General features: G+C 56.2%; 22 protein-coding genes. 16 read left to right on the top strand and 6 right to left on the bottom strand.

Translation table 11 applies throughout. The features are described from left to right. Positions 1 to 96: 96 nt before the first annotated feature. Entirely contained in the window at positions 97 to 549 is a 453-nt protein-coding gene (locus ERD84_RS06260) for an Lrp/AsnC family transcriptional regulator (protein WP_130038730.1), read from the top strand. Positions 550 to 712: 163 nt separating this feature from the next. Beyond that, entirely contained in the window at positions 713 to 1,201 is a 489-nt protein-coding gene (locus tag ERD84_RS06265; RefSeq protein WP_130038731.1) for a hypothetical protein, read from the top strand. On the opposite strand, the gene ERD84_RS06270 is transcribed toward ERD84_RS06265, so the two are convergent. After that, a complete protein-coding gene (locus ERD84_RS06270; RefSeq protein ID WP_130038732.1) occupies positions 1,198 to 1,923 on the bottom strand; it encodes a GntR family transcriptional regulator in 726 nt (241 codons plus the stop codon). The two genes, ERD84_RS06265 and ERD84_RS06270, sit on opposite strands and share 4 nt — an antisense overlap. 103 nt (positions 1,924 to 2,026) lie before the next feature. Between ERD84_RS06270 and ERD84_RS06275 the strand changes: the two genes are divergently transcribed. Genes ERD84_RS06275 through leuD form a run of 6 tightly spaced genes read left to right on the top strand, consistent with a single transcriptional unit; the run spans position 2,027 to position 7,501 of the window. Next, complete coding sequence (locus ERD84_RS06275; protein ID WP_130038733.1) at positions 2,027 to 3,007, top strand: ABC transporter substrate-binding protein; 981 nt, start codon at positions 2,027 to 2,029, stop codon at positions 3,005 to 3,007. An 8-nt stretch (positions 3,008 to 3,015) separates the two neighbouring features. After that, a complete protein-coding gene (locus ERD84_RS06280) occupies positions 3,016 to 3,861 on the top strand; it encodes an ABC transporter ATP-binding protein (RefSeq protein ID WP_130038734.1) in 846 nt (281 codons plus the stop codon). Positions 3,862 to 3,890: 29 nt separating this feature from the next. Then, on the top strand, positions 3,891 to 4,685 hold the full coding sequence (locus tag ERD84_RS06285; protein WP_130038735.1) for an ABC transporter permease: 795 nt from the start codon (positions 3,891 to 3,893) through the stop codon (positions 4,683 to 4,685). After that, positions 4,682 to 5,473, top strand: a complete 792-nt coding sequence (locus ERD84_RS06290) for an ABC transporter permease (protein ID WP_130038736.1) — start codon at positions 4,682 to 4,684, stop codon at positions 5,471 to 5,473. Before ERD84_RS06285 ends, ERD84_RS06290 begins: the two co-directional genes overlap by 4 nt. 19 nt (positions 5,474 to 5,492) lie before the next feature. Beyond that, on the top strand, positions 5,493 to 6,902 hold the full coding sequence (leuC, locus tag ERD84_RS06295; RefSeq protein WP_130038737.1) for a 3-isopropylmalate dehydratase large subunit: 1,410 nt from the start codon (positions 5,493 to 5,495) through the stop codon (positions 6,900 to 6,902). Further along, positions 6,899 to 7,501: a 3-isopropylmalate dehydratase small subunit gene (gene leuD, locus ERD84_RS06300; RefSeq protein ID WP_130038738.1), complete on the top strand. Its 603-nt coding sequence runs from the start codon at positions 6,899 to 6,901 to the stop codon at positions 7,499 to 7,501. The genes leuC and leuD overlap by 4 nt, the downstream gene beginning before the upstream one ends. Before the next feature lie 33 nt (positions 7,502 to 7,534). Here leuD and gltX read toward each other — a convergent pair whose 3' ends face one another. Next, the gene (gene gltX / locus ERD84_RS06305) at positions 7,535 to 8,944 is read right to left on the bottom strand and encodes a glutamate--tRNA ligase (protein WP_130038739.1); all 1,410 of its coding nucleotides are present in this window, start codon (positions 8,942 to 8,944) and stop codon (positions 7,535 to 7,537) included. 77 nt (positions 8,945 to 9,021) lie between these two features. Between gltX and ERD84_RS06310 the strand changes: the two genes are divergently transcribed. Then, positions 9,022 to 11,481 (top strand): bifunctional acetate--CoA ligase family protein/GNAT family N-acetyltransferase, encoded by a 2,460-nt coding sequence (locus ERD84_RS06310; RefSeq protein ID WP_130038740.1) that lies wholly within the window; start codon positions 9,022 to 9,024, stop codon positions 11,479 to 11,481. Between the two features lie 64 nt (positions 11,482 to 11,545). Here ERD84_RS06310 and ERD84_RS06315 read toward each other — a convergent pair whose 3' ends face one another. Further along, positions 11,546 to 12,220 carry an alpha/beta hydrolase gene (locus ERD84_RS06315; protein ID WP_130038741.1) on the bottom strand — a complete coding sequence of 225 codons (675 nt, stop codon included), beginning with the start codon at positions 12,218 to 12,220 and terminating at the stop codon, positions 11,546 to 11,548. Continuing rightward, positions 12,217 to 12,771 (bottom strand): ribosome biogenesis factor YjgA, encoded by a 555-nt coding sequence (gene yjgA, locus ERD84_RS06320; RefSeq protein WP_130038742.1) that lies wholly within the window; start codon positions 12,769 to 12,771, stop codon positions 12,217 to 12,219. The genes ERD84_RS06315 and yjgA overlap by 4 nt, the downstream gene beginning before the upstream one ends. An 85-nt stretch (positions 12,772 to 12,856) precedes the next feature. Here yjgA and pmbA point away from each other — a divergent pair, with 85 nt between their 5' ends. The 7 genes from pmbA (at position 12,857) to erpA (ending at position 19,143) form a co-directional block, all read left to right on the top strand. Further along, positions 12,857 to 14,224 carry a metalloprotease PmbA gene (gene pmbA / locus ERD84_RS06325; RefSeq protein ID WP_130038743.1) on the top strand — a complete coding sequence of 456 codons (1,368 nt, stop codon included), beginning with the start codon at positions 12,857 to 12,859 and terminating at the stop codon, positions 14,222 to 14,224. A gap of 87 nt (positions 14,225 to 14,311) precedes the next feature. Continuing rightward, entirely contained in the window at positions 14,312 to 15,412 is a 1,101-nt protein-coding gene (locus ERD84_RS06330) for a TRAP transporter substrate-binding protein (protein WP_130038744.1), read from the top strand. 374 nt (positions 15,413 to 15,786) lie between these two features. Next, positions 15,787 to 16,215: a 50S ribosomal protein L13 gene (rplM, locus tag ERD84_RS06335; RefSeq protein ID WP_130038745.1), complete on the top strand. Its 429-nt coding sequence runs from the start codon at positions 15,787 to 15,789 to the stop codon at positions 16,213 to 16,215. A 9-nt stretch (positions 16,216 to 16,224) separates the two neighbouring features. Then, a complete protein-coding gene (gene rpsI / locus ERD84_RS06340) occupies positions 16,225 to 16,617 on the top strand; it encodes a 30S ribosomal protein S9 (protein ID WP_130038746.1) in 393 nt (130 codons plus the stop codon). A gap of 181 nt (positions 16,618 to 16,798) precedes the next feature. Continuing rightward, positions 16,799 to 17,863 (top strand): N-acetyl-gamma-glutamyl-phosphate reductase, encoded by a 1,065-nt coding sequence (gene argC, locus ERD84_RS06345; protein WP_130038747.1) that lies wholly within the window; start codon positions 16,799 to 16,801, stop codon positions 17,861 to 17,863. A 54-nt stretch (positions 17,864 to 17,917) separates the two neighbouring features. Continuing rightward, a complete protein-coding gene (locus tag ERD84_RS06350; RefSeq protein ID WP_130038748.1) occupies positions 17,918 to 18,676 on the top strand; it encodes a DUF6776 family protein in 759 nt (252 codons plus the stop codon). Between the two features lie 98 nt (positions 18,677 to 18,774). Then, positions 18,775 to 19,143 carry an iron-sulfur cluster insertion protein ErpA gene (erpA, locus tag ERD84_RS06355; protein WP_130038749.1) on the top strand — a complete coding sequence of 123 codons (369 nt, stop codon included), beginning with the start codon at positions 18,775 to 18,777 and terminating at the stop codon, positions 19,141 to 19,143. On the opposite strand, the gene ERD84_RS06360 is transcribed toward erpA, so the two are convergent. After that, the gene (locus ERD84_RS06360; RefSeq protein WP_130038750.1) at positions 19,144 to 20,250 is read right to left on the bottom strand and encodes an anhydro-N-acetylmuramic acid kinase; all 1,107 of its coding nucleotides are present in this window, start codon (positions 20,248 to 20,250) and stop codon (positions 19,144 to 19,146) included. A 28-nt stretch (positions 20,251 to 20,278) separates the two neighbouring features. Continuing rightward, a complete protein-coding gene (locus tag ERD84_RS06365; protein WP_130038751.1) occupies positions 20,279 to 21,646 on the bottom strand; it encodes a M23 family metallopeptidase in 1,368 nt (455 codons plus the stop codon). Between the last annotated feature and the right edge of the window lie 43 nt (positions 21,647 to 21,689).

The raw sequence follows: 21,689 nt of genomic DNA on the forward strand, positions 1-21,689 counted from the left end.
ACTCCCATGATAAAGACCCGCAAGCAGGCATTTATTGCGTATTCATCGCGTAGAATCCCTAGATAACGAAATAAACATTTCGATATCTAGGAAAATATGGACAAAATTGATGTAAAAATCCTTAAGGCGTTGCAGGAAGACGGCCGTGCCTCAGCCCAGCAGCTCTCCGACCAGGTCGGTCTCTCGGCTGCGCCGGTATGGCGCCGGGTCAAGACGATGGAGGCGGCTGGTGTCATCCAGGGCTATTACGCTCAGGTCGATCGCCGCAAGGTCGGTTTACAGGGCTGCATGTTTACTCAAATCAGCCTGGAGCGGCACTCGGCCGAAATCGTTGAAAATTTTGAACGTTCTGTGCGAGATGCACCTGAAATCCTGGAATGCTACGCCGTGACAGGAGACAGCGATTTTTTGCTCAAAATACTCGTTGCCAGCCCGGAGGACTACGATCGTTTCCTGCACCGCTTTCTGTTCAACCTGCCCGGCGTGCGTCAGACCCGTACCATTGTTGCGCTGCGTGAAATCAAGCATGATTTGAAGCTGCCTTTGTAGTGATCTGTAGCCTATGCCTCCTGGTGGCCGACGCTCCAGTCAGTCCCGGATCAGCATGGGCAGCACGTGTTCAGGTAGAATTATTTTGGACTTAATCACGGGCCGCCGTCTTTGGACAGGCGGCCATGCCACATTCTGTTTGTGGTTTTGTAAGGAAGGTTTTATGTATATCCCCATCCTACGTCAACGCACAATATATGCAGGCTTGCTTGTCGCGGGGCTGTTGGCCGGCTGCGCGGCACCTAGCGAGCCTCCGGCTCCCAAGGCTGAAGCGCCCAGCTGCAAGGCGGCCAGCAATGATGCGCTGGTGGGCAACTGGCTCAGTATACGCAAGCAAAAAGGCGTGGCAGGGGAACTGCGCACGTTGTTTACCCTGCATGCCGATGGCACTATGGCCTATACCGAACAGCTCAAGCGCAACAGTAAGCCATCGCAGGGCTTGTCTGAAACGGGTTGCTGGGAGCACCAGCAGCAAACCCTGACGATGCGTACCCTGCACTCGAATGGGGTTCTGGTCAATCTTGAGGACCCCATTTATACCAATCAGTACACCATCGTATCGGCTACCAACAAGGTGTTGTCGTTGAAAGACACTGAGGGCGCCTCAATGACCGCGAGACGCATGTCGCCAGGTTATCGCCTGCCGTTTTAGCCTTTTGCTTGAAGGGCATTGGCGGTTTTTTGTCTGTCCCGGTCCAGCATGCCGTTGGCCGAATGCCATAGATGCAGTCGCATTGCCTCATAAGCCTGCTCTGGATCGCCTGCCAAAATAGCTGCCGCAATGGCTTCGTGTTGTTCAATGGAGTTCTTGATGATCTGTTCTGCACCGATAACTTGTCGTAGCAAGGTCATGAACATGGCCAGCTGATACCGGTCGATCAGCTCGGCCAACTCGGGGTTGTCACTTATTTTGACGATGGCCTGATGAAACTCCCGGTTATGGGCAATGAATGAAGACATGACGAGTCTGTCTTTTTGTGCCTGGCCTTGCTTTACGATGGCTTCGAAGTATGCACGATTCTTGCCCAGGTCGATCCGTTTCGCAGCCAGGCGCGCAGCCTGCCCCTCCAATGCTTCCCGTATTTCGAAAAGATGGATGATTTCCGTGCGTGTGAGGCGGCGTACGATAGCCCCCCGATTTGGGATCAGTTCTATCAACCTGTCGGCAGCCAGACGCCGGAAAGCTTCTCGTAGCGGGCCTCGGCTGATGCCCAGCTCTTCAATCAAGTCTCGCGAAATCAGTCGTTGTCCGGGCACCAGTGTGCCATCCAGAATTTGCGATTTCAGGATGGCAGCGACGCGCTCGACCGTATCACCGCTTCTGGTAACGGTTTCAGGCGGCTCGACCGTGGTGGAGTTCTTTTTTTTCAACATTCAGAGGGACATTATAGTGACAGGTGTATGAATATAGTCTAATCTAAAAGTGTAGGACAAAAATATATAACACTTACTTCCTAATAGACAGGAGACAAATATCATGCTCAAACCTCTCAAGAAGTGGGCCATGCGTAGCCTGCTTGTTTCGGGTGTATTGGCCGCAAGTCATGCCAGCGCCATGAATCTGACCGTCACACATTGGGCCGATGGCATGTACGGCACACCTTTTGCCGTTGCGCTCGAAAAAGGCTTCTTTAAAGATGCAGGCGTCGATGTCACGGGGTTTATCACCTCCAAGGGTGGCGGAACCACCGTGCGTAATGCGCTGGCTGCAGACGTCCCTTACGGCGAGGTGGCTTTGTCGGCAGCGATTGCCGCAATCAAACAGGGCGTCAAGCTCACCATTGTGCATGCTGGCGTGATAAGCCTGGCGGACAACGTCTGGGTGGCCATGAAGGACTCCCCTTTGTCGTCCATCACCGACTTGAAGGGCAAGCGGCTGGGGTATAGCAGTCCTAAGTCGGTAACTGACATGGTGTCCACCATAGCCCTGACCAATCGTGGGTTGTTGAAAGATGTCGAGCGCAAGACGGTGGGCAGCCTGAGTTCGGCCTACACAGCCCTGCGCGAGGGCGGAGTCGATGTCATCTACATGACGGAACCGGTGCTTAGCCGTGAGAAAGACAATATCAAGATCGTCTTCAAATCCGGCGATGAAATTCCAAAGATGACGCAAACCGTGGGTGTTGTTCGCAGTGATTACCTGAAGAGCAATCCTGATGTCATCAAGGCCATTATCGAGGGTCGCCGCAAGGGCGTTGAATACCTGCGCGAGCATCCCGATGAGACGGCTGAAATTCTGGCCAAGCACTACAAAATGGATGTAGCCATCACTACATCGGCGATCAATGACATCCTGGCATCAAAAGGTACATACTGGAGTACCGGGAAATTTGATTACGAAGGCATGAACGCCATGCTCGAAGGCCTGGTGCTGGTCAAGGCAATCGAACCGGGGCCGTTTGATTGGTCCGAGATCGTCGATGAAAGCCTGCTGCCCGCTGACCAACGCAGCAAATAACGCTGTCGATGAATATGGCATCCGTCAATATCACAGAAGCCGACCCCGTAGCAGTGCGCCCACGGGCGCATGTTACGGCCGAAGAAGTCAGCAAGGTTTTTACACGGCCCGACACCGGAGAATCCTTTCATGCTTTGGGGCCTGTCAGTTTTGAGCTGAGGCAAGGAGAGTTCTTCTCTGTTGTGGGTCCGTCGGGCTGCGGCAAATCAACCTTGCTTGATCTGGTTGCGGGCCTCAGCGCCCCGACCGACGGACGTATTCATTTCGAAGGAAACGAGGTAAAGGGACAAGTGCCCGAGGGGGTCGCTGTTGTATTTCAAGAGGATGCGAGCTTTCCCTGGCTGAATGTCTTCGATAATGCAGCGTTCGGTGCACGTCGAAATGGCTTGCCGGAGGTTGAAATCAAGGAGCGGGTCGATCATGCCCTGGCGTTTATGGGTTTGAGTGACTTTGCCAAATCCTATCCGGCTCAGCTGTCTGGCGGCATGCGGCAGCGTGTGTGCATTGCCCGGGCCATGGTATTGCGCCCGCGCCTGATGCTGCTTGATGAGCCTTTTGGTGCGCTGGACCAGCAAACCCGCTTGCTGATGGGTGAAGAACTGCTCAAGCTATGGCGCGCAACGGATTCCACCGTTATGCTGATCACGCATTCCATCGATGAGGCGGTCCTGCTGTCGGACCGCATAGGTACCATGTCGGCCCGACCAGGCCACTTCATCGACATTCTCGAAACAGGGTGGCGACGCGACCGCGGCAGTGAGACTGCCATGGATCCAAAGTATGGGGCGCTGCAATCCCGGATATGGGGAATGCTGCGTAATGAGTCGCTTAAAGCGCTGGGGGTTGGTGCATGAGTTCGTCGGCATTGGCAACGCCGGCCCCTATGCATGAGAGCCAAGGCAGCAGACTATGGCGCAAGCATCGTGTCGTCATTCTGCGATGTCTGATCATTATTTGTGGTGTTGCTTCGCTCGAGCTGGCTAGCAGGTTGGCCTGGATAGACCCCGTCTCGTTCATTCCTCCGTCGGAAATGGCTGCCAGCGCCTGGAATATGGTTTGGGAAGGAACCTATCAGGAAGATATCCTCCTGACCTTGTCCTCGGCAGGGCTTGCGGTGCTGCTGGCCATGTTGACGGGTTTCCTGTTCGGGCTGATGCTGTACAAGCTACCGAGGCTGCGTCGTGTGCTGGATCCGCTGCTGCTTTCCTACTACGCAGTGCCCATCTTTGTGTTCTACCCCATGCTGATCGTCCTGTTCGGACTCAATCGCTGGCCGCTCATCGTGCTGGGCTATCTGTTTGCATTGGTTGCGATGGCGGTGAATACCTTGAACGGCCTGGAGCGTATTCCCGTCGTGTTGTTGCGCACGGCAAGGGTGTTGCGCATGGGGCGTGTGCAGGAAGTGTGGCTGATCAAGTTGCCGGCCAGTCTTCCCTTTATCTTCACTGGAATCAAGTTGACGATTGTGTACTCCTTCATTGCAGTCATTGCTGGCGAGTTCTTGCTGTCGGGAGCAGGATTTGGCTACCAGATCGCATTCGCCTACAACAATTTCGACAACCAGACGATGTACGGATTGATGTTGCTTCTGCTGTTGTTTGTCGGAACCATCAACCTGATTTTGCATACGGTAGAGCAGCGCCTGTATCAGCGCCGTGTGCTGAAGGAGGCCACATGAGTACGGCAATCCGTACACGGGGACAGTCAGCAGCCCGACAACAATGGACAGACGGACTGCTGCTGGTGCTGGGCCTTGCCATCGCATGGAAGTGTGCCAGCTGGGGCCTCGGCGTAGAGGTCTTGCCTGGTCCCTGGCGAACGCTCCAGCAACTCATGCACGAGTTGCTGGAGCCTGATTTTCCCGCTCATCTGGCGGAAACCAGCAAGGCGTTTTTTACAGCATTGCTGATTGCTGTCGTGGCAGGTGTCGGTCTGGGGCTTTTCCTGGGTGCCCGACGCCTGGCAGGTGATGTGATGGAGCCGATACTGATCGCGCTGTACTCCATCCCAAAGATTTCTTTGTATCCGGTGATCTTGCTAATGTTCGGCTTGGGCTTATCGGCCAAGATTGCGTTCGGTGTAATTCACGGCATTATTCCCATCACAATATTTACGATGACGGCGGTGCGTAATATTCCCCAAGTCTATCTGCGTACTATCAAGGCCCATCGGCTTACGCCGTGGCAGGGCGCACGCCATGTGCTCGTTCCTGCCACCATACCCGAGATTGTCGCGGGTCTGCGCATTGGTTTTTCTCTCACCTTGCTGGGCACCTTGCTGGGCGAAATGTTTGCGTCCCAGCGTGGCATAGGCCACATGCTGATGCTTGCCATTGACCGAAACAATCCTCCTACCATTATGGCGCTGTCCTTAATGCTTTTTTTATTTGCCACCGTGGTAAGTATTGGGCTGTTGCGGTGGGATCGCCATCTACGGCGTGGCATTCAACCTAGAGGTACGGAATGACGACCAAGCAAACACTCAAATGAAGCAGACGCTCTTCGACAAAATCTGGAATGCACACGAAATTGCCTGCTTGCCGGGGGATATCAGCCTGCTGCATATCGACCGTCATCTGATGCATGAGCTGACAGGTGTGGATGCCATGCGGATACTTGAGGGGCGGGGTGTTCCTGTACGTAATCCCGGGCTCACCTTTGCCACGCTGGATCACGTCACCTCGACGCGACCGGGCAATTGTGCCGGCGATGCGGGATGGAGCAGCGATATGATCAACGCCATGCGCAAGGATACGGTGGCGAAGGGCATCGCCCTGTTCGACAACGATGATGGTCGCCGAGGTATTGTGCATGTTGTTGGTCCTGAGCTAGGCCTGAGTCTTCCCGGAACGACGATAGTGTGCGCAGACAGTCATACCTGTACGCACGGAGCTTTTGGCGCATTGGCCTGGGGAATTGGCTCTTCGGAGCTGGTGCATGTTCTGGCCACGCAAACCATACGCCAGAGGCGGCCCCGAACGATGCGCATCAAGCTTGGAGGGGTGGCGCGAGAAGGAGTCACCGCCAAAGATATTGTTTTGTATGTAATTGGTCAGTTGGGTGCATCAGCAGGCACGGGTCATGCCGTCGAGTTCGCGGGCCAGGCAGTTCGAGACCTGGATATGGAGGGGCGCATGACACTTTGCAATCTTTCGATTGAGCTTGGTGCCAAGATAGGCCTGGTTGCACCGGATGAAACCACTTTTCGTTATCTGAGAGGGCGTGAATTCAGCCCCAGGGAAGAAGTTTTCGATCAGGCAATGGCGCACTGGGCAACACTGCCCTCCGATTCCGAAGCGACGTACGAGCAAGAGGTTGAACTGGACATCAGCGGGATATCGCCTCAAGTGACGTGGGGTACCAGTCCCGAGCATGTTGTTGGAATTGACGCGTATATTCCGGATCCCCATCAGGAAAAAGACAGTAAGCGACGTCAATCGTTGATCAGTGCGCTTGAGTATATGCAGCTGAAGGCGGGGCAGCGTATCGATCAGATCAGGATAGACAGGATTTTCATTGGCTCTTGCACCAACAGCCGTCTGTCTGACTTGCGGGAAGCGGCGCAAGTGCTCAAAGACAGACATATTGCGCCGGGAGTCACTGCCTGGGTTGTTCCAGGCTCCCTGCAAGTGAAAAAACAGGCAGAGAGTGAGGGGCTGCATAAGATATTCGAAGCCGCAGGCTGCCAATGGCGTGAGCCGGGATGCTCGATGTGTGTCGGGGCAAATGGCGATCTGGTGGGAAATGGAGAGCGTTGCGTATCCACATCGAATAGGAATTTCGTAGGCCGCCAAGGGCCAGGAGCCATGACACACCTGGCCAGCCCGGCGGTTGCCGCTGCCAGTGCGGTTGTGGGGACGATTGCCTCACCTGCCATGGCGAGGCAGATGCCATGAAGCCATTCGTCTTATGCGAGACCCATGCGGCTCCCCTGGTACGCGACAATATCGATACCGATCTGATTGTGCGCATAGAAAGAATTGCGCAGCTGAGGCGCGGCCAGTTCCAGCCTTGGGCCTTTGAAACCTGGCGCTACTTGCCCGATGGCTCCGAGAACCCTGATTTCGTCCTGAATCAGGAGCCCTACCGGCAGACGCAGATCATCATGAGTGGCGCTAACTTTGGTTGTGGCAGCTCTCGTGAAATGGCGGTATGGGCACTCGAGGAGTTCGGTATTCGCTGTATCGTGGCAGAGAGTTACGGTGATATATTTTTCAATAATTGTCTGCAGAACGGTTTGCTGCCGGTGACCTTGGACCGCGAGACGATTCATAGCCTCGTGCAGGCGTCATTATCGGGCGACAAGATGTCCGTCGATCTGCGGCAATGTACTATCACGACCGCTGCCACGGGCAGCATTGCCTTTGTCGTTCCGGAAATGCAAAGACAGGCACTGCTGCAAGGGCAGGACGACATAGCGCAGACCTTGGCCATGCAGGACCAAATCGACGCCTTTCAGCAGCGCGATCGTCAAAGTCGCCCCTGGGTGTACTGAGTGCCCGGCAGCTTTGCCGGGCGGCTATGGCAGTCAGACGGCAGACAGCCGCTCAAGCACCCGTTCGCGCCCCAGTATGGCCAACACGGCACCTATCGCTGGGGTTTGCTTTTGGCCCGTAGCTACCAGGCGTAGCGGAATAGCCAGCTTGGGCATTTTTACGCCATGTTCTGACAGCATGTCCTTGATCAGGGCATCCAGCGCTTCGGTGGTCCAGTCTGGCAAGGCGCGCGCTTTTTTCGCGAAATCAGCCAGCAGGCTGCGGGCGGCTTCGTCAAGGTGTTCGGCCTGCAGTTCAGGACTGGCGGCTGTGTAGGGCGCACAGAACAGCATGGCGCCGTCGGCCAACTGGTTCAGTGTTTCGGCACGATCCTTCAGCAGGCCCATCACCACTTGCAGGTTGATGGCGTCGGGGTCGCCCTGTCGCTGACGAATACGAGGCGCTACGCGTTCGGCCAGGTCTTCATTGCTGCTTTGCTTGATGTAATGCGCATTGACCCAGTTCAATTTCTTGGGGTCCCACTGAGCGGCTGATTTGGTCAGGTTGCGCGTGTCAAACCATTCCACCAGTTGTTCACGGCTGAACAGTTCGTCGTTGCCGTGGCTCCAGCCCAGGCGGGCAAGGTAATTGATCATCGCTTCAGGCAGGTAGCCTTCGTTGTCGTATTCCATGACGTTGACGGCACCGTGGCGTTTCGACAGCTTTTCGCCATCGGGTCCGAGTATCATGGGTACGTGTCCATATTGCGGCAGAGTGCCGCCCAGGGCGCGTAAAATATTGATTTGCCGGGGCGTATTGTTGACGTGATCGTCGCCGCGCAGCACATGAGTGATTTTCATGTCCCAGTCATCGACCACAACACAGAAGTTGTAGGTGGGTGTGCCGTCGGGACGGGCAATGATCAGGTCATCCAGTTCGCTGTTGTCGAAACTGATGGGGCCTTTGATCAGGTCGTTCCAGCCGGTTGCGCCTTCCTGGGGGTTCTTGAAGCGCACCACAGGCGTACGGTTGGCAGGTACGGGTGGCAAGGCTTTGCCGGATTCGGGCCGCCATGTGCCGTCGTAGCGGGGTTTGAGTCCGGCAGCGCGCGCCTTTTCGCGCATGGCCTCGACCTCTTCGGGACTGCTATAGCAGTAGTAGGCGGTGCCATCCTTGAGCATTTGGGCAATCACTTCACGGTAGCGATCCATGCGTTGCATCTGGTAGAAAGGACCCTCGTCGGGCTGCATGCCCAGCCATTGCATGCTGTCAAGAATGGCTTGCACGGCCTCGGGTGTTGAGCGTTCCAGGTCGGTGTCTTCTATGCGCAGCACGAAAACACCCTGATGGTGGCGAGCAAAGGCCCAGGAAAACAGCGCAGTGCGAGCTCCCCCCAAGTGCAGGTATCCGGTGGGTGAAGGAGCGAAGCGGGTGCGAATAGCGGAAGAGGTGGACGAGGTCATTGTTAATCGTTAGGCTTGAGCAAGTAATCGTCCTATTTTAGAGTACAGATCAATTACCGTTGAAATTCGGATAAAACATGCCGCGACATCGCCTTGCCGCATTATTTGAACCCAGCAGCGTGCTGGTGCTGGCCGACCGTCCCCTGCCTCTGGAGCAAGGCGCATCGCCCTGGCTGAAAAGCACTGCCGTATTTTTTGCTGTCGTCCCGGGTGAGCCCATTTCTGTGCCCGACAGCCTGCCCAATATCTCAGGATCGCGCCTGGACCTTGCTGTAGTGTGTGTGGGGCCAGACCAGGTTCCCGAAGCCCTCGAGGCCCTGAAGCCGTGTCGGCCACGCGGTCTCATACTGCTGCCCCACGAACATGCTTCGAATAATCCACTGGAAAACATGGTGTATTGCCGCAGTTGGGGCAAGCTGAATGATTGCGTTGTGCTGGGTCCTCGTTCCTTCGGGGTGCAAAGACCACATCTGGGCCTCAATTTCAGTCATCAGGCCAAGACGGCGCTGAGCGGGCGCGTTGCGCTGGTTGCGCAGTCGCGCTCAATTACCGCTGCGGTCCTCGATTGGGCTGAAGATATCAATCTGGGGTTTTCAGCCGTGGTATCGCTGGGCGATGAATCCGTCGTCGACGTGGCGGATGTGCTGGACTACTTGTCCATGGACGCGCGTACCGACAGTATTGCGCTTTATCTTGAAGAAACCTCATCCTCCAGGCGATTTACCAGCGCCTTGCGTGCGGCCGCCAGTGTGAAGCCGGTGGTGGTGCTCAAGGTGGGTTATGGCACCGAGCAGACCTCGGCCCAGGATGCCGTGTTCAATGCGCTGCTGCGCCGGGCGGGAGCGGTGCGCATACGGTATTTTGTTCAGCTGTTTTCCGCCCTGAAGGTGCTGGTTTATACGCGGCGTCCGCGCGGGCGCAAGATTGCCTTGTTTTCGAACGGGCAGGGTGCGTCGCAATTGGCGCTCGACGTCATGAGCGACAACGAGGCAGTCGTGGCCGCCGAGCTCACCCAGGCGAGCATCAAAGCCTTGGGAGAATGCCTGGAGCCCGCTGCAGACACGAGTAATCCTGTCGTGAGCTACTCGGGCCTGACTCCGGCCATCGTGCAGCGAGTCATTGATATTTTGGTGGCTGACCCCGGAGTGGATGGTGTTCTGGCACTGCTTTGCCCCGATCCATTATCCAATCTCGACGAGGTGGCCAGTCAACTGGCGGCTATTGCCCCTGATGCACGCAAACCCATCATTACCTGTTTCCTGGGCGATGCCCATATGCGGCCCTTGCGCCACAGGCTCGACGATGTCGGCACGCCAGCCTTTCGCACCCCCGAGTCTGCCGCCAATGCTTTCGGTATTCTGGGCGCTTATCACTACAACCAGACTTTGTCACAACAGACACTGCCGCCCGAACCCTTGAGCAAACCGCCCAGGCTTGATGAGGCCAGAGCGTTGGTCAGCAGAGCACAAAGCGAGCGCCGCCACCATCTGAATGCACAGGAGTGCAGGCAACTGCTCGATTGTTTTCATGTGCCGGTGCAGTATGCACAAGCACCCGGTATTCCTGACGACGTGTCCTGGCCCATGGCGATACGGGTGCAGCGTGATCCAAAGTTTGGTCCTTACATTATGTTCGATTCGGGCGGGCAGGCCGCCGCAATCACGAATGCCCACCAAGCGGTCGAGTTACCGCCCCTGAACAGCTATCTGGCGCGAAAGCTGGTCTTGCGCAGCAGTTTGTGGAACCGTGTGCTGTCGCGCCAGCTTACTCCTGTAGCGTTCGAGAGTTTGCTGGAAGTGCTTGAGTGCATCTCAGAGCTGGTGAGTGAAGTGCCGGGATTGGAATCCCTGGTCATCGACCCCTTGTATGCAGACGACACGCGTTTGTCGGCATACGATGTGCGGGTGTGTTTGAGCAGTGCTTCAATGCTGGTGCTGCCCGAGACGACTGGGTATCGGCATATGACCATACATCCGTATCCACGTCGTCTGGTGCAGGCCAAAGAGTTTTCTGATGGCACGCCCTGGCTGCTGCGGCCGATACGGCCAGAAGATGCCCAGCCTCTGCAGGACTTCGTGCGCGGTCTGTCCGATGAGTCGCGCTATATGCGTTTCGTATCCATGATGCGCGAGCTCACGCCGCGCATGTTGGCACGCTATACACGCATAGACTATGACCGTGAGCTGGCTTTAGTGGCAACCGTGCAAGTGCCCAACCCTGAGCATCGCGGCTATCCACGAGAACAAATCGTTGGCTTTGCTCATTATTTGCGCAATGCCGATGGTCGCGGGGCGGAATACGCCCTGGTCATTGGCGATGACTGGCAGCGTCGTGGCTTAGGGGCGCAACTGATGGGCGGTCTGATTGATGCAGCCCAGGAGCAGGGGCTTACCTATATAGATGGGCTGGTGCTGTCCACCAACCGCCCGATGCTAAGCCTAATGACTCACTTGGGCTTCCAGAACGATCATGATCACGAGGACCCGACCATGCGGCGGGTTTGGCTCGATTTGGGTGAAACCAAGCGTCACGGCTAGTGTTTTGCTTGGCTTCGGACTTCTAGCAACCCCACTGGCCTGCCTTGCTCCAAAGCCAGAAGGGTCAAGCTAGTGTCTTGCGCAAAAACGCCGCGATATCGTCGATTTCTTCCAGGCATACCGAGTGCGGCATGTTGTAAGTGTTCCAGTTGACCGAGTAAGCCATGTCCAGCAAGATTTGATGGGTTGCTTCGGCGCGCGGCAGTACGACGACCGGGTCCATGACGCCATGGGCCAGGAAGATGGGCGTGTCCTGATTGGCGGCGTGGCGCTCTGCTGCCAGAGTGTTTGCCAGCGGCAAGTAACCCGACAGGCCTATCAGGCCTGCAAGCTTCTGAGAATGGCGCAGGCCCGTCTGCAAGGTCATGGCGCAGCCTTGCGAGAAGCCTGCGAGTACGATATTGCTGCTGAGGATGCCGCGTTGATTTTCTCGTGCAATCAGGGCTTCGACCGCTTTTTGAGAGGCATGCAGGCCGGGGGCGTCTTCACGGCGGACCAGGTCAGGAGCAAAGATGTCGTACCACGCGCGCATGCTCATGCCATTGTTGATGGTGACCGGTCGGACGGGGGCGTGCGGAAAGACAAAACGAATGGCGGGCATGTCGTTCAGTTTCAGCTCGGGTACCAGGGGAGCAAAATCATTGCCGTCGGCACCCAGTCCGTGCAACCAGATAACTGCGCGTGTGGGGTTGGTGCCGGTTTCTATTTCGATGCATTCCAGGATGTCTGCGCTGCTCATGATTGCTCCGTATCGTCAAGCGATTTAAGTGCCTGGAACAGTGCGCGGTAGTGTTTGCGCTGGGGTTCTTGTCCGGCTTGCAGTTGGGTGTTGGCCTGCGCTTCCTTGCGGCCTGCGCGTATCAGGGTGTGCAGCTGCTGGGCGTCTGCGCCAGGGTACTCGTTCAGTAAGCCGGTCAAGGCCGCATCGTCGGACAGCAGCAGATCGCGCAGGGCTTCGAGGCGATGCATGGCACGTGTCTGCTCGCGCGAGCCGTTCTTCCAGGTATCGAGCTGTGTGCGTATGACGTCGGCATCGGCTTCGCGCATGAGCTTGCCGACATAATGAACTTGCCTGCGGCGCCCTTCGCGGCTGGTCGTGCGCTGTGCCAGGCGTATTGCCTCATACAGTTTTTCTGCCAGCGGCAACTGCTTGAGCTGATCGGGCGAGAGCTCGATCAGTTGTTTGCCCAGGTCTTGCAGCGCAAGCATTTCACGCTTGACTTGCGATTTGCTGGGGCCGTCGTAGCCGTGGTCGGCATCGTCGTGGGTATCGGTGGGAATATTTGACATAAACCGTATCGTATCTTAATCCGGGGCGGATTGAAGCCAGAGTCTACAGGTACAATTCCAGCATTAGACTTTTGCTTGAGCCTTCATGAGCGACACCTCCGCATCCTTTCTCCCCATTGCTGAAAATCAGGCGCGTTTCCGCGAGCTGGTCAGCGATGCCCTGTCCCACGCGAAAACCCTGGGCGCATCCGATTCCGCTGCCGAAGTCTCCGAAAGCCGGGGGCTATCGGTATCGGTACGCAACAACGATATCGAAACGGTCGAACAAACACGTGATCGTTCCCTTGATGTCACTGTTTTTGCCGGTCAGCGGCGCGGATCGGCCTCGACTTCCGATTTTTCGCCCGAAGCGTTGCGTGAAACTGTCGAGGCCGCCTGGCACATTGCCCGCTATACCGCTGCGGATCCTGCTGCCGGATTGCCAGACGCCAGCCTGCTGGCGACTGATATCCCTGATCTGGGGCTGCATTACCCCTGGGGTGTCTCGGCCGAAGAGGCCGCGAAGCTGGCCATACAGGCCGAAAGTGCCGCCCGCAAAACCAGCAAACTCATCACCAATACCGATGGCGCGTCGGTAGACACCTACGAAGGCCATTTTGTGCTGGGTAACAGCCGTGGTTTCATGGGAGGATATCCCTATTCACGCCATAGCTTGTCGGTCGCGCCGATTGCCGGTCGCGGCGCCAACATGCAGCGCGACTATTGGTACACGACAGCACGCGCTGCCAACAATCTGGCCGATCCGCAAGCCGTGGGTCGCTATGCCGCCGAGCGCACCCTCGCCCGCCTGTCCGCTCGCCGTATTAAAACCGGTCGTTTTCCCGTGCTCTTCGAGGCACCTTTGGCCATAGGCCTGCTGGGAGCGCTGGTGCAGGCGACCAGTGGCGGGGCGTTATATCGCAAGGCCAGCTTTCTGCTCGAGTCGCTGGGCAAACCGGTCCTGGCCGACCATCTCGATGTATTCGAAAATCCGCTGATCCCTGGCGCCATGGGCAGCTCTACCTTCGATAGCGAAGGGGTGCGGACAACAGCCCGCAACGTCGTTCTGGCGGGTGTTTTGCAAGGCTATTTTCTGTCGACCTACACGGCACGCAAGCTGAACCTGCAAACCACCGGCAATGCGGGTGGTTCGCACAATTTGCAACTCAGTTCGCGCCTGACCCACCCCAACGACGATTTCAAGGCCATGCTCAAGAAAATGGGCACCGGCTTGCTGGTAACCGAGCTGATCGGTCAGGGTGTCAATTATGTAACTGGCGACTATTCGCGTGGTGCATTCGGCTATTGGGTTGAGGGCGGTGAAATCCAACATGCCGTTCAGGAAGTCACGATAGCGGGTAATCTGGCCGACATGTTGCGTCAAATCGTAGCCATCGGCGCCGACACCATCACGCGCGGATCCAAGACCACCGGATCCATTCTGATCGAGCAAATGTCCATTGCAGGGCAGTAATTGGTTACAACATTCATCGCACGGTGTAATATCGTGGGTGGTCGTACTTCTGCAAAAAATATTTGAATGCCGAAAGGAGAGCTTTACATGCAGCGTCGTTCATTTCTAAAAAAAGCGGGCCTTGGGGCCGTGGCGGGTTCCGCCGCTGTTGCCGCACCCGTGTTTGCGCAAAGCAACCCCAAAATCAGCTGGAAAATGACTTCCACTTATGGGCCTTCGCTTCCTCCTCTTTTCTCCACCGCAGAAATGTTCTGCAAAATGGTCGAAGAAGCCACTGATGGCAATTTCTCCATCCGCCTGTATCCGGGCGGTGAAATCGTTCCCGGCTTCGGCGTCATGGATGCTGTTGGCAATCGCACAGTAGAGTGCGGCCAGACCGCCTCTTACTACTATTATGGCAAAGATCCTTCTTTTTGCTTCGACACAGCGGTTCCCTTCGGCCTGAATACGCGCCAGCTGAACGCCTGGATGTACGAAGCCGATGGCCTGAAGCTGATGCGTGAACTGTTTGCGCCCCGCCATATCATCAACTTCCCTTTGGGCAATACCGGTACGCAAATGGGTGGCTGGTACCGCAAGGAAATCAAGTCTGTCGAAGATCTGAAGGGCCTGAAAATGCGCACGGCCGGGTTTGCCGGCGAAGTGCTGTCCCGCATGGGTGTGATTCCTCAGCAAATTCCTCCTGGTGATATCTACCCTTCGCTCGAAAAAGGTACGCTTGACGCCGTCGAGTTCGTGGGTCCCGTCGACGACGAAAAGCTGGGCTTCCAGAAGGTTGCCAAGTACTATTACTACCCGGGCTGGTGGGAAGGTTCCGCGCAAGTATCGCTGTATGTCAACGATACTGCCTACAACGAGCTGCCCAAGCAATATCAGTCCCTGATCGATATCGCTTCGCGTGCTGCCGGTTCCAGAATGGTCAGCAACTACGATGCCAACAACCCGGCCGCCTTGCGCCGCCTGATCGGCAGCGGCGCAGTGCTCAAGGCATTCCCGCGCGACGTCATGGACGCTTCCTTCAAGATGTCTAACGAGGTCTACAAAGAATTCTGCGAAAAGGATGCGGGTTTCAAAAAAATCCACGACAGCTATATGGGATTCCGCGATGGCATCGTGCCATGGTTCCGTGTCGCTGAAGGTTCCTACGACAACTATCTGGGCCTGGCTCTGGCCAACCAGAAAAAGTAAATTTCTTTGCTGCGGCCCGGGTCTCCGGGCCCAACAGCCCCGCCACCCAGATGCACTTCTGTTAGGCGGGGTTTTTTCATGCGGCAGGATGCGGGTGCTGCGTTCTTGCGGCTGACTTGCGTTGTTTTGCTGTTCGGTTTGCACTTGTCATTTTCTGTTTGCTGGCAAAAGTCAGCTAATGTGTTAAGATTATGGGCTTTTCTGGCTAATTGCACGGGCGAAACACAACGCTTAGGCAGGTTGGGCTGCAAATCCCGGCCAGAAAAAACCTTTGTTTTTGCCGAGAACCCGGCAAAAAGGGTTTGCATGACGCCTTTTGGCAACCTTGTGTTGGCCAGGTGCGCAAGCTTATTTTTCTTTTATTAGGACCCATCATGAAGACCTTTGTGGCCAAGCCGCATGAAGTCAAGCGTGACTGGTACGTGATTGACGCCAAGGGCAAAGTCCTCGGTCGTGTGGCCAGCGAAGTCGCACGTCGTTTGCGCGGCAAGCATAAGCCAGAATTCACGCCTCACGTTGACACCGGCGATTACATCGTCATCATCAACGCTGCCGACATCGTTGTAACCGGTAATAAGTCGCAAGACAAAAAATACTATCGCCACTCGGGCTATCCCGGCGGTATTACCGAGACCAACTTTCAGAAACTGCAAGAGCGTTTCCCCGGCCGCGCCATCCAGAAAGCCGTTAAAGGCATGCTGCCCAAAGGGCCGCTGGGTTACGCCATGGCCAAGAAGCTCAAGGTTTACGCAGGCGCCGAGCACCCACACAGTGCTCAACAGCCCAAACCGCTGGAAATCTAAGGATAGGTCATGATCGGTAATTGGAACTATGGAACTGGGCGCCGTAAAACGTCGGTCGCTCGTGTGTTCTTGAAAAAAGGATCGGGCAAGATCGTTGTCAATGGCAAGCCCGTCGATGAATACTTCGCTCGCGAAACCGGCCGTATGGTCGTTCGTCAGCCCCTGGAACTCACCAACCATCTGGAATCGTTTGATTTTCATATCAACGTTCATGGCGGTGGTGAAAGCGGTCAGGCCGGTGCAGTACGCCACGGCATTACCCGTGCGCTGATCGACTACGACGAAACGCTCAAGTCGCCGCTGAAGCAAGCTGGGTTTGTCACGCGCGATGCCCGTGAAGTCGAACGTAAGAAAGTCGGTTTCCACAAGGCACGTCGCCGCAAACAGTTCAGCAAGCGTTAATCTGCTGTACTCGGGCCTGCGGGCCTTGCAACACAAAGCCCTCAGCCCGCGCTGGGGGCTTTTGCCATTTGCCCCCCCCAATATGGCTGAAAATACAGGCAAGTTTGTCATGGTGCGCCACCCATGAGCTTCAGGCTTGTTGCATAATCTTATTGTTGTTCAATATTTTTTGGGATTTATTATGACTTCGGCAGCGGCATCTCGGATCAAGGTGGGTATTGTGGGCGGCACGGGCTATACGGGCGTCGAGCTCTTGCGCCTGCTTTCCCAGCACCCCTATGTTGACCTCACGGCCATTACTTCGCGCAAAGAAGACGGCATGCCGGTGTCTGCTATGTTTCCCAATTTGCGCGGACGTGTAAACATCAGCTTCCAGACACCCGAAAAAGCGGCTCTCGAGCAATGCGATGTCGTGTTTTTTGCTACGCCTCATGGGGTAGCCATGAACCAGGCCCAGCACCTGCTCGAGCACAAAGTACGCATCATCGACCTGGCTGCCGATTTCCGCCTGCAAGATACCCAGGTATTCGAGCGCTGGTACAAAATGCCGCATGCCTGCCCATCTGTGCTGGCCGATTCTGTATATGGGCTGGTCGAACTCAACCGTCAGAAAATTGCCGATGCCCAGGTCATTGGTAATCCCGGCTGCTATCCCACCACAGTGCTGTTGGGTCTTGCTCCGTTGCTTGAAAATGGGCGCAAGCTTGTGGATACCAGCAATATTATTGCCGACTGCAAGTCGGGGGTCTCGGGTGCGGGTCGCAAGGCTGAGGTTTCCACGCTGTTTTCCGAGGCCAGTGATAACTTCAAGGCTTATGGTGTGGCAGGGCATCGCCATCATCCAGAAATTTCCGAGCAATTACAGCGTATTGCAGGTGCCCCGGTGGGGCTGGTCTTTGTGCCGCACCTGGTTCCCATGATACGTGGCATGTTCTCTACGATTTATGCGCGCATCTTGCCCGAAGCCCGCGATACCGACTTCCAGGCCCTGTTCGAGCAACGCTATGCCAACGAAGAGTTCGTCGACGTCATGCCTGCGGGCAGCCTGCCCGAAACACGCTCGGTGCGGGCGTCCAACCACTTGCGTATTGCAGTGCATCGCCCAGAGGGCGATGATCAACTGGTCATTCTGGTTGCCCAGGATAACCTTGTAAAAGGGGCGTCGGGCCAGGCGGTACAGAATATGAATCTGATGTTTGGCTTCCCCGAGTCGGCCGGATTAACCCACGTGGCTGTCCTGCCGTAACACCTGTTTGCTGCATTGCGGGAACTCACTCCCGCAAAACCGGTCTGTTTCTGCATGAGCAATAAAGATTCGGTAGTGCATGAGGGTCAGGTCAGCAGTCCCACCCGCCCGTCGGGTGGCAAGCTGTTGGCTGTGCTGGCCTTGCTGGTGGGTCTGGTGGCGGGTGCGGTGGCCGCCAGGTACTGGTTTCAATCCGAGGCCAGCCAGCAGTACAACAGTATGCAGCAGCAGCTGCAAAGCGAGCTCGACACCCGCAACAGCGAACTCGAGGGTGCCCGCGCCAAAGCTGATGCCCTGGAAGGTAAGCTGATGGTCGAAGAAAGCACGCGCAAAGGGCTGGAAGCCGGTATGCAAACGCTGCAATCCGAGCTGGGTCGCGTGCGCGATCAGCTGGCATTCTTCGATCAGTTGCTGCCGCCCGGCCCCAAAGGGTCTGTCAGCATACGCGCCCTTGAAGTCGAGAGGCTAGGCCCCACCTTACAATATAAGGTGCTGCTTATGCGTAATGCACCCGACGACGCTTTATTCACCGGCAGTATGCAGTTTATGGCCAATGGAACACAGGCCGATGGCAAAGAGGCAAAAATCATCCTGAAGGCAGTGATGGCGCCTGGTATGCGCGAGCCCGATACCGCTGCAGCAGAAGAGGCGGTAGATGTCAGCAAGTTTTCCCTGAGCTTTGATGAGTTTCAGCGAGTAAACGGACTGCTTGATCTTCCTCAGGGCTTTGTGCCAAACAGCGTCACCCTGAACGTTTTCGAAGACAAAAAGATACGCGTGTCGCGTACGGTAAAGCTGCCGGCGACCAATTAGTCACTACGTGGCAAAGTCAGCCCTATGGGCACGCCTTTGCGGCCAGTGGTATAGTAGTTTTATATTTGCAACCCCTGATGGTTGCCATGGAGTACCAAATGATTGCGCAAACCGAAACCATTGATCTGCAGGCGCCGCCGTCGCCGCTGATTTTCACCGATGCAGCCGCCCATAAAGTCAAAGAGCTGCTGGCTGACGAAGACAATCCCGAGCTCAAGCTACGTGTATTCGTGCAAGGCGGTGGGTGTTCTGGCTTTCAATATGGTTTCACCTTCGATGAAACCACCAACGATGACGACACAACCATAGACAAGGAAGGCGTGCAGCTGCTGGTTGATCCCATGAGCTTCCAGTACCTGGTGGGGGCCGAAATCGACTACAAAGACGATCTCGAAGGCGCTCAGTTCGTTATTCGCAATCCCAACGCCAATTCTACTTGCGGTTGCGGCTCCTCGTTCGCGCCCTGATCAAATAGGGTATTTGCACCCCAGTATCGTTGCCTGGCCAGCCCCTGTTACCGCGGGCAGGCCGGCGGCTTGCCCGTAATCGTGGGCCCAGGCCAGCCATGCAAAAGCCAGCGCTTCCACCATTTGAGCAGGTATGTTCAGTGCAGAACTGGAATACACCCGCGCCTTGACCAGGCTTTGCAGATCCCGCATCAATCCTTGATTCATCGCGCCGCCACCACAGACAATCAGCTCTGCCGAGTCGGGAGCGTGCTCGTGTATGGCCTGAGCTACCGTGCTGGCCGTCAGCATTTGCAGCGTGGCCTGGATATCCTGGTCACTTAGTTTTTGTGTTTCGAATTGGGCCAGGCGTTGAGACAGCCAGTCCCAGTTAAACAGGTCGCGCCCTGTGGATTTTGGCGGTGGCTGCCTGAACCAGGGTTCGCTGTTGATCAGGTGTGCAAGCAATGCTGAGTTGCTGTTACCCGTTTTGGCCCAGTCGCCGTTCGCATCATAAGCACGCCCCGTTTTGGCTTGTACCCATAGGTCAAGCAGGACATTGGCAGGCCCGGTGTCGAAACCACGAATGCCGCCTGCCGTATCCAGCAATGTAATATTGGCAATGCCGCCCAGGTTCAATATGGCACGAGGCTGTTCACCCGAAAAGAGCGCATGATGAAATGCCGGCACCAAAGGTGCGCCCTGGCCGCCTGCCGCGACATCGCGTGACCGGAAATCGGCAATCACAGGGATACCTGTGCGCTGTACGAGCAGGGCAGGTGCATTGAGCTGAATGGTATAGCCGGCGGAAGGGTGATGGCGTACTGTCTGGCCGTGTGCGCCAATTGCGCTGACTTGGCCAGGCCCGACGTCAGCCTGACTGAGTAGTTCCAGGCAGGCCTGGGCATAGAGCTCGGCCAGCGCGTTAGCCGCCAAGGCTGCCCGGTTCAGCTCATTGGGGCCGGGAATATTCAGTGCCAGGAATTCCTGACGCAAGGATTCTGGCATGGGCAGCGATACCGAACCCAGAATCCGAGGCTGCCGGGGGGTGGAAAAGTCGGCCAGCACGGCATCTACACCGTCCGTACTGGTCCCGGACATCAGCCCTATATATAAGGTGTTGGACATGAAAACGCGTGGCGGATCGTTGTAGCCATTAACGGGCTGCAACCTGAAGGTCATCGCTGTGCATGCTGGCCAGGAAGTTCATGTGGTCCTGGTATAGGGCGATTGTTTTGTCGAAGGCCTTACGCTGTGACTTGTCGAGCGTGCGGGCGACAGGCAGATCGACGGACAAGGGGTCAATAGGCTTGTTGTTGACGCGGAATTCGTAATGCAGGTGTGGCCCGGTGGCCCAGCCGGTGGAACCCACGTAGCCGATCAACTGGCCTTGACTGACCTTGTCACCCTTTTTAAGGCCTTTGGCGTAGCGGCTTTGGTGTGCATAAAGCGTACTGTAACCATTATGATGCTTCAGGATGATGGTGTTGCCATAACCGCGCTGCTTGCCCTTGAACTCGACTACGCCATCGGCGGTGGCATGAATAGGGGTGCCGCTTTGGGCTGCGTAGTCAACGCCTTTGTGCCCGCGCCACACGCCGTGCACGGGGTGCTTGCGCATGCCGAAAGTGGAGCTGATGCGGGTGAATTTCAGGGCAGAGCGCAAGAAGGCGCCTTTCAGACTGGCTCCGTCGAAGTCGTAATAGCTGCCCGTTTGGCCTTCAGGTGCAAACCAGACGGCTTCATAGGTTTTGTCGCGATTGCGGAAGTCGAGCGCCAGGATACGGCCGGAGCCGACATCGTGCCCATTGTGTGAATAGGTTTCGTAGACAATGCGAAAGCGGTCGTCGCTGCGCAGATCCCGGATGAAATCGATCTTGCTACCGAGGATTTCGGTCATTTGCATGGTGATGGCATCGGGAATGTTGGCGGCATCGGTGGCGCCAAACAGAGAGTTCCGGATGACTCCTTCGGCCATTCTTATTTGTGTGCTGGCTGCTTCGGTGTGCTCGGTGGCATTAAAGCCGCCGTCGTCACTGGGAGTTATTTCGAGCCAGCGCGATACGGGCTTTCCTTGCTCGACTGCATACGGCGTGTGATGGTAGCGAAGCCAGGCCAGATTGCCGTCCTGGTCGAGCGCAGCTTGCAGGTTGCGCCCTGGATAAAGTTTGTAGATGGAGCGTGCGTTCTTGTTCTGGATCAGGAAGGGCAGCAGGCCCGGCTCTTGCACATGCAGGCGTTGTAACAAAACTGCCAGGGTATCGCCAGCGCGGATCAGGGTTTGGCCGATGAATGGAGCAGAAAAATTGTTTTGCGCCTGAGGGAAGGGCGAGGGTAAATCGAGTGTTTGACGGGCTTCGTAAACGACGGGCACCTCGGGGGGCTGGACTACAGCCAGCGCCGCAGCGGTAGCGAAGAGCCCTAGTGCAACGACGGCAAGGCCGTTACGAAAAAAGTGGTGTGATCGATGAGAACGTACGATGGCTCGATAAGAGGGAGTGGCAGGGGTCCCTTTCTTGAACATAAAGCAAAAACCTAGAAATGCGCTGCTGAATTAGACGGATATT

The sequence above is a fragment of the Pollutimonas harenae genome (genome assembly GCF_004153685.1).
Taxonomy (GTDB): Bacteria; Pseudomonadota; Gammaproteobacteria; order Burkholderiales; family Burkholderiaceae_B; genus Pusillimonas_C; species Pusillimonas_C harenae.

What these genes read in the sequence shown, in the direction of transcription:
- yjgA (WP_130038742.1), bottom strand. Translation starts at nt 12,771, where the DNA reads ATGTCAAATATTCCCACCGATACCCACGACGATGCCGACCACGGCTAC.
- ERD84_RS06280 (WP_130038734.1), top strand. Translation starts at nt 3,016, where the DNA reads ATGAATATGGCATCCGTCAATATCACAGAAGCCGACCCCGTAGCAGTG.
- ERD84_RS06275 (WP_130038733.1), top strand. Translation starts at nt 2,027, where the DNA reads ATGCTCAAACCTCTCAAGAAGTGGGCCATGCGTAGCCTGCTTGTTTCG.
- rpsI (WP_130038746.1), top strand. Translation starts at nt 16,225, where the DNA reads ATGATCGGTAATTGGAACTATGGAACTGGGCGCCGTAAAACGTCGGTC.
- ERD84_RS06260 (WP_130038730.1), top strand. Translation starts at nt 97, where the DNA reads ATGGACAAAATTGATGTAAAAATCCTTAAGGCGTTGCAGGAAGACGGC.
- ERD84_RS06270 (WP_130038732.1), bottom strand. Translation starts at nt 1,923, where the DNA reads ATGTTGAAAAAAAAGAACTCCACCACGGTCGAGCCGCCTGAAACCGTT.
- ERD84_RS06310 (WP_130038740.1), top strand. Translation starts at nt 9,022, where the DNA reads ATGCCGCGACATCGCCTTGCCGCATTATTTGAACCCAGCAGCGTGCTG.
- gltX (WP_130038739.1), bottom strand. Translation starts at nt 8,944, where the DNA reads ATGACCTCGTCCACCTCTTCCGCTATTCGCACCCGCTTCGCTCCTTCA.
- leuC (WP_130038737.1), top strand. Translation starts at nt 5,493, where the DNA reads ATGAAGCAGACGCTCTTCGACAAAATCTGGAATGCACACGAAATTGCC.
- ERD84_RS06365 (WP_130038751.1), bottom strand. Translation starts at nt 21,646, where the DNA reads ATGTTCAAGAAAGGGACCCCTGCCACTCCCTCTTATCGAGCCATCGTA.
- erpA (WP_130038749.1), top strand. Translation starts at nt 18,775, where the DNA reads ATGATTGCGCAAACCGAAACCATTGATCTGCAGGCGCCGCCGTCGCCG.
- argC (WP_130038747.1), top strand. Translation starts at nt 16,799, where the DNA reads ATGACTTCGGCAGCGGCATCTCGGATCAAGGTGGGTATTGTGGGCGGC.
- pmbA (WP_130038743.1), top strand. Translation starts at nt 12,857, where the DNA reads ATGAGCGACACCTCCGCATCCTTTCTCCCCATTGCTGAAAATCAGGCG.
- leuD (WP_130038738.1), top strand. Translation starts at nt 6,899, where the DNA reads ATGAAGCCATTCGTCTTATGCGAGACCCATGCGGCTCCCCTGGTACGC.
- ERD84_RS06330 (WP_130038744.1), top strand. Translation starts at nt 14,312, where the DNA reads ATGCAGCGTCGTTCATTTCTAAAAAAAGCGGGCCTTGGGGCCGTGGCG.
- ERD84_RS06350 (WP_130038748.1), top strand. Translation starts at nt 17,918, where the DNA reads ATGAGCAATAAAGATTCGGTAGTGCATGAGGGTCAGGTCAGCAGTCCC.
- ERD84_RS06290 (WP_130038736.1), top strand. Translation starts at nt 4,682, where the DNA reads ATGAGTACGGCAATCCGTACACGGGGACAGTCAGCAGCCCGACAACAA.
- rplM (WP_130038745.1), top strand. Translation starts at nt 15,787, where the DNA reads ATGAAGACCTTTGTGGCCAAGCCGCATGAAGTCAAGCGTGACTGGTAC.
- ERD84_RS06360 (WP_130038750.1), bottom strand. Translation starts at nt 20,250, where the DNA reads ATGTCCAACACCTTATATATAGGGCTGATGTCCGGGACCAGTACGGAC.
- ERD84_RS06285 (WP_130038735.1), top strand. Translation starts at nt 3,891, where the DNA reads ATGCATGAGAGCCAAGGCAGCAGACTATGGCGCAAGCATCGTGTCGTC.
- ERD84_RS06265 (WP_130038731.1), top strand. Translation starts at nt 713, where the DNA reads ATGTATATCCCCATCCTACGTCAACGCACAATATATGCAGGCTTGCTT.
- ERD84_RS06315 (WP_130038741.1), bottom strand. Translation starts at nt 12,220, where the DNA reads ATGAGCAGCGCAGACATCCTGGAATGCATCGAAATAGAAACCGGCACC.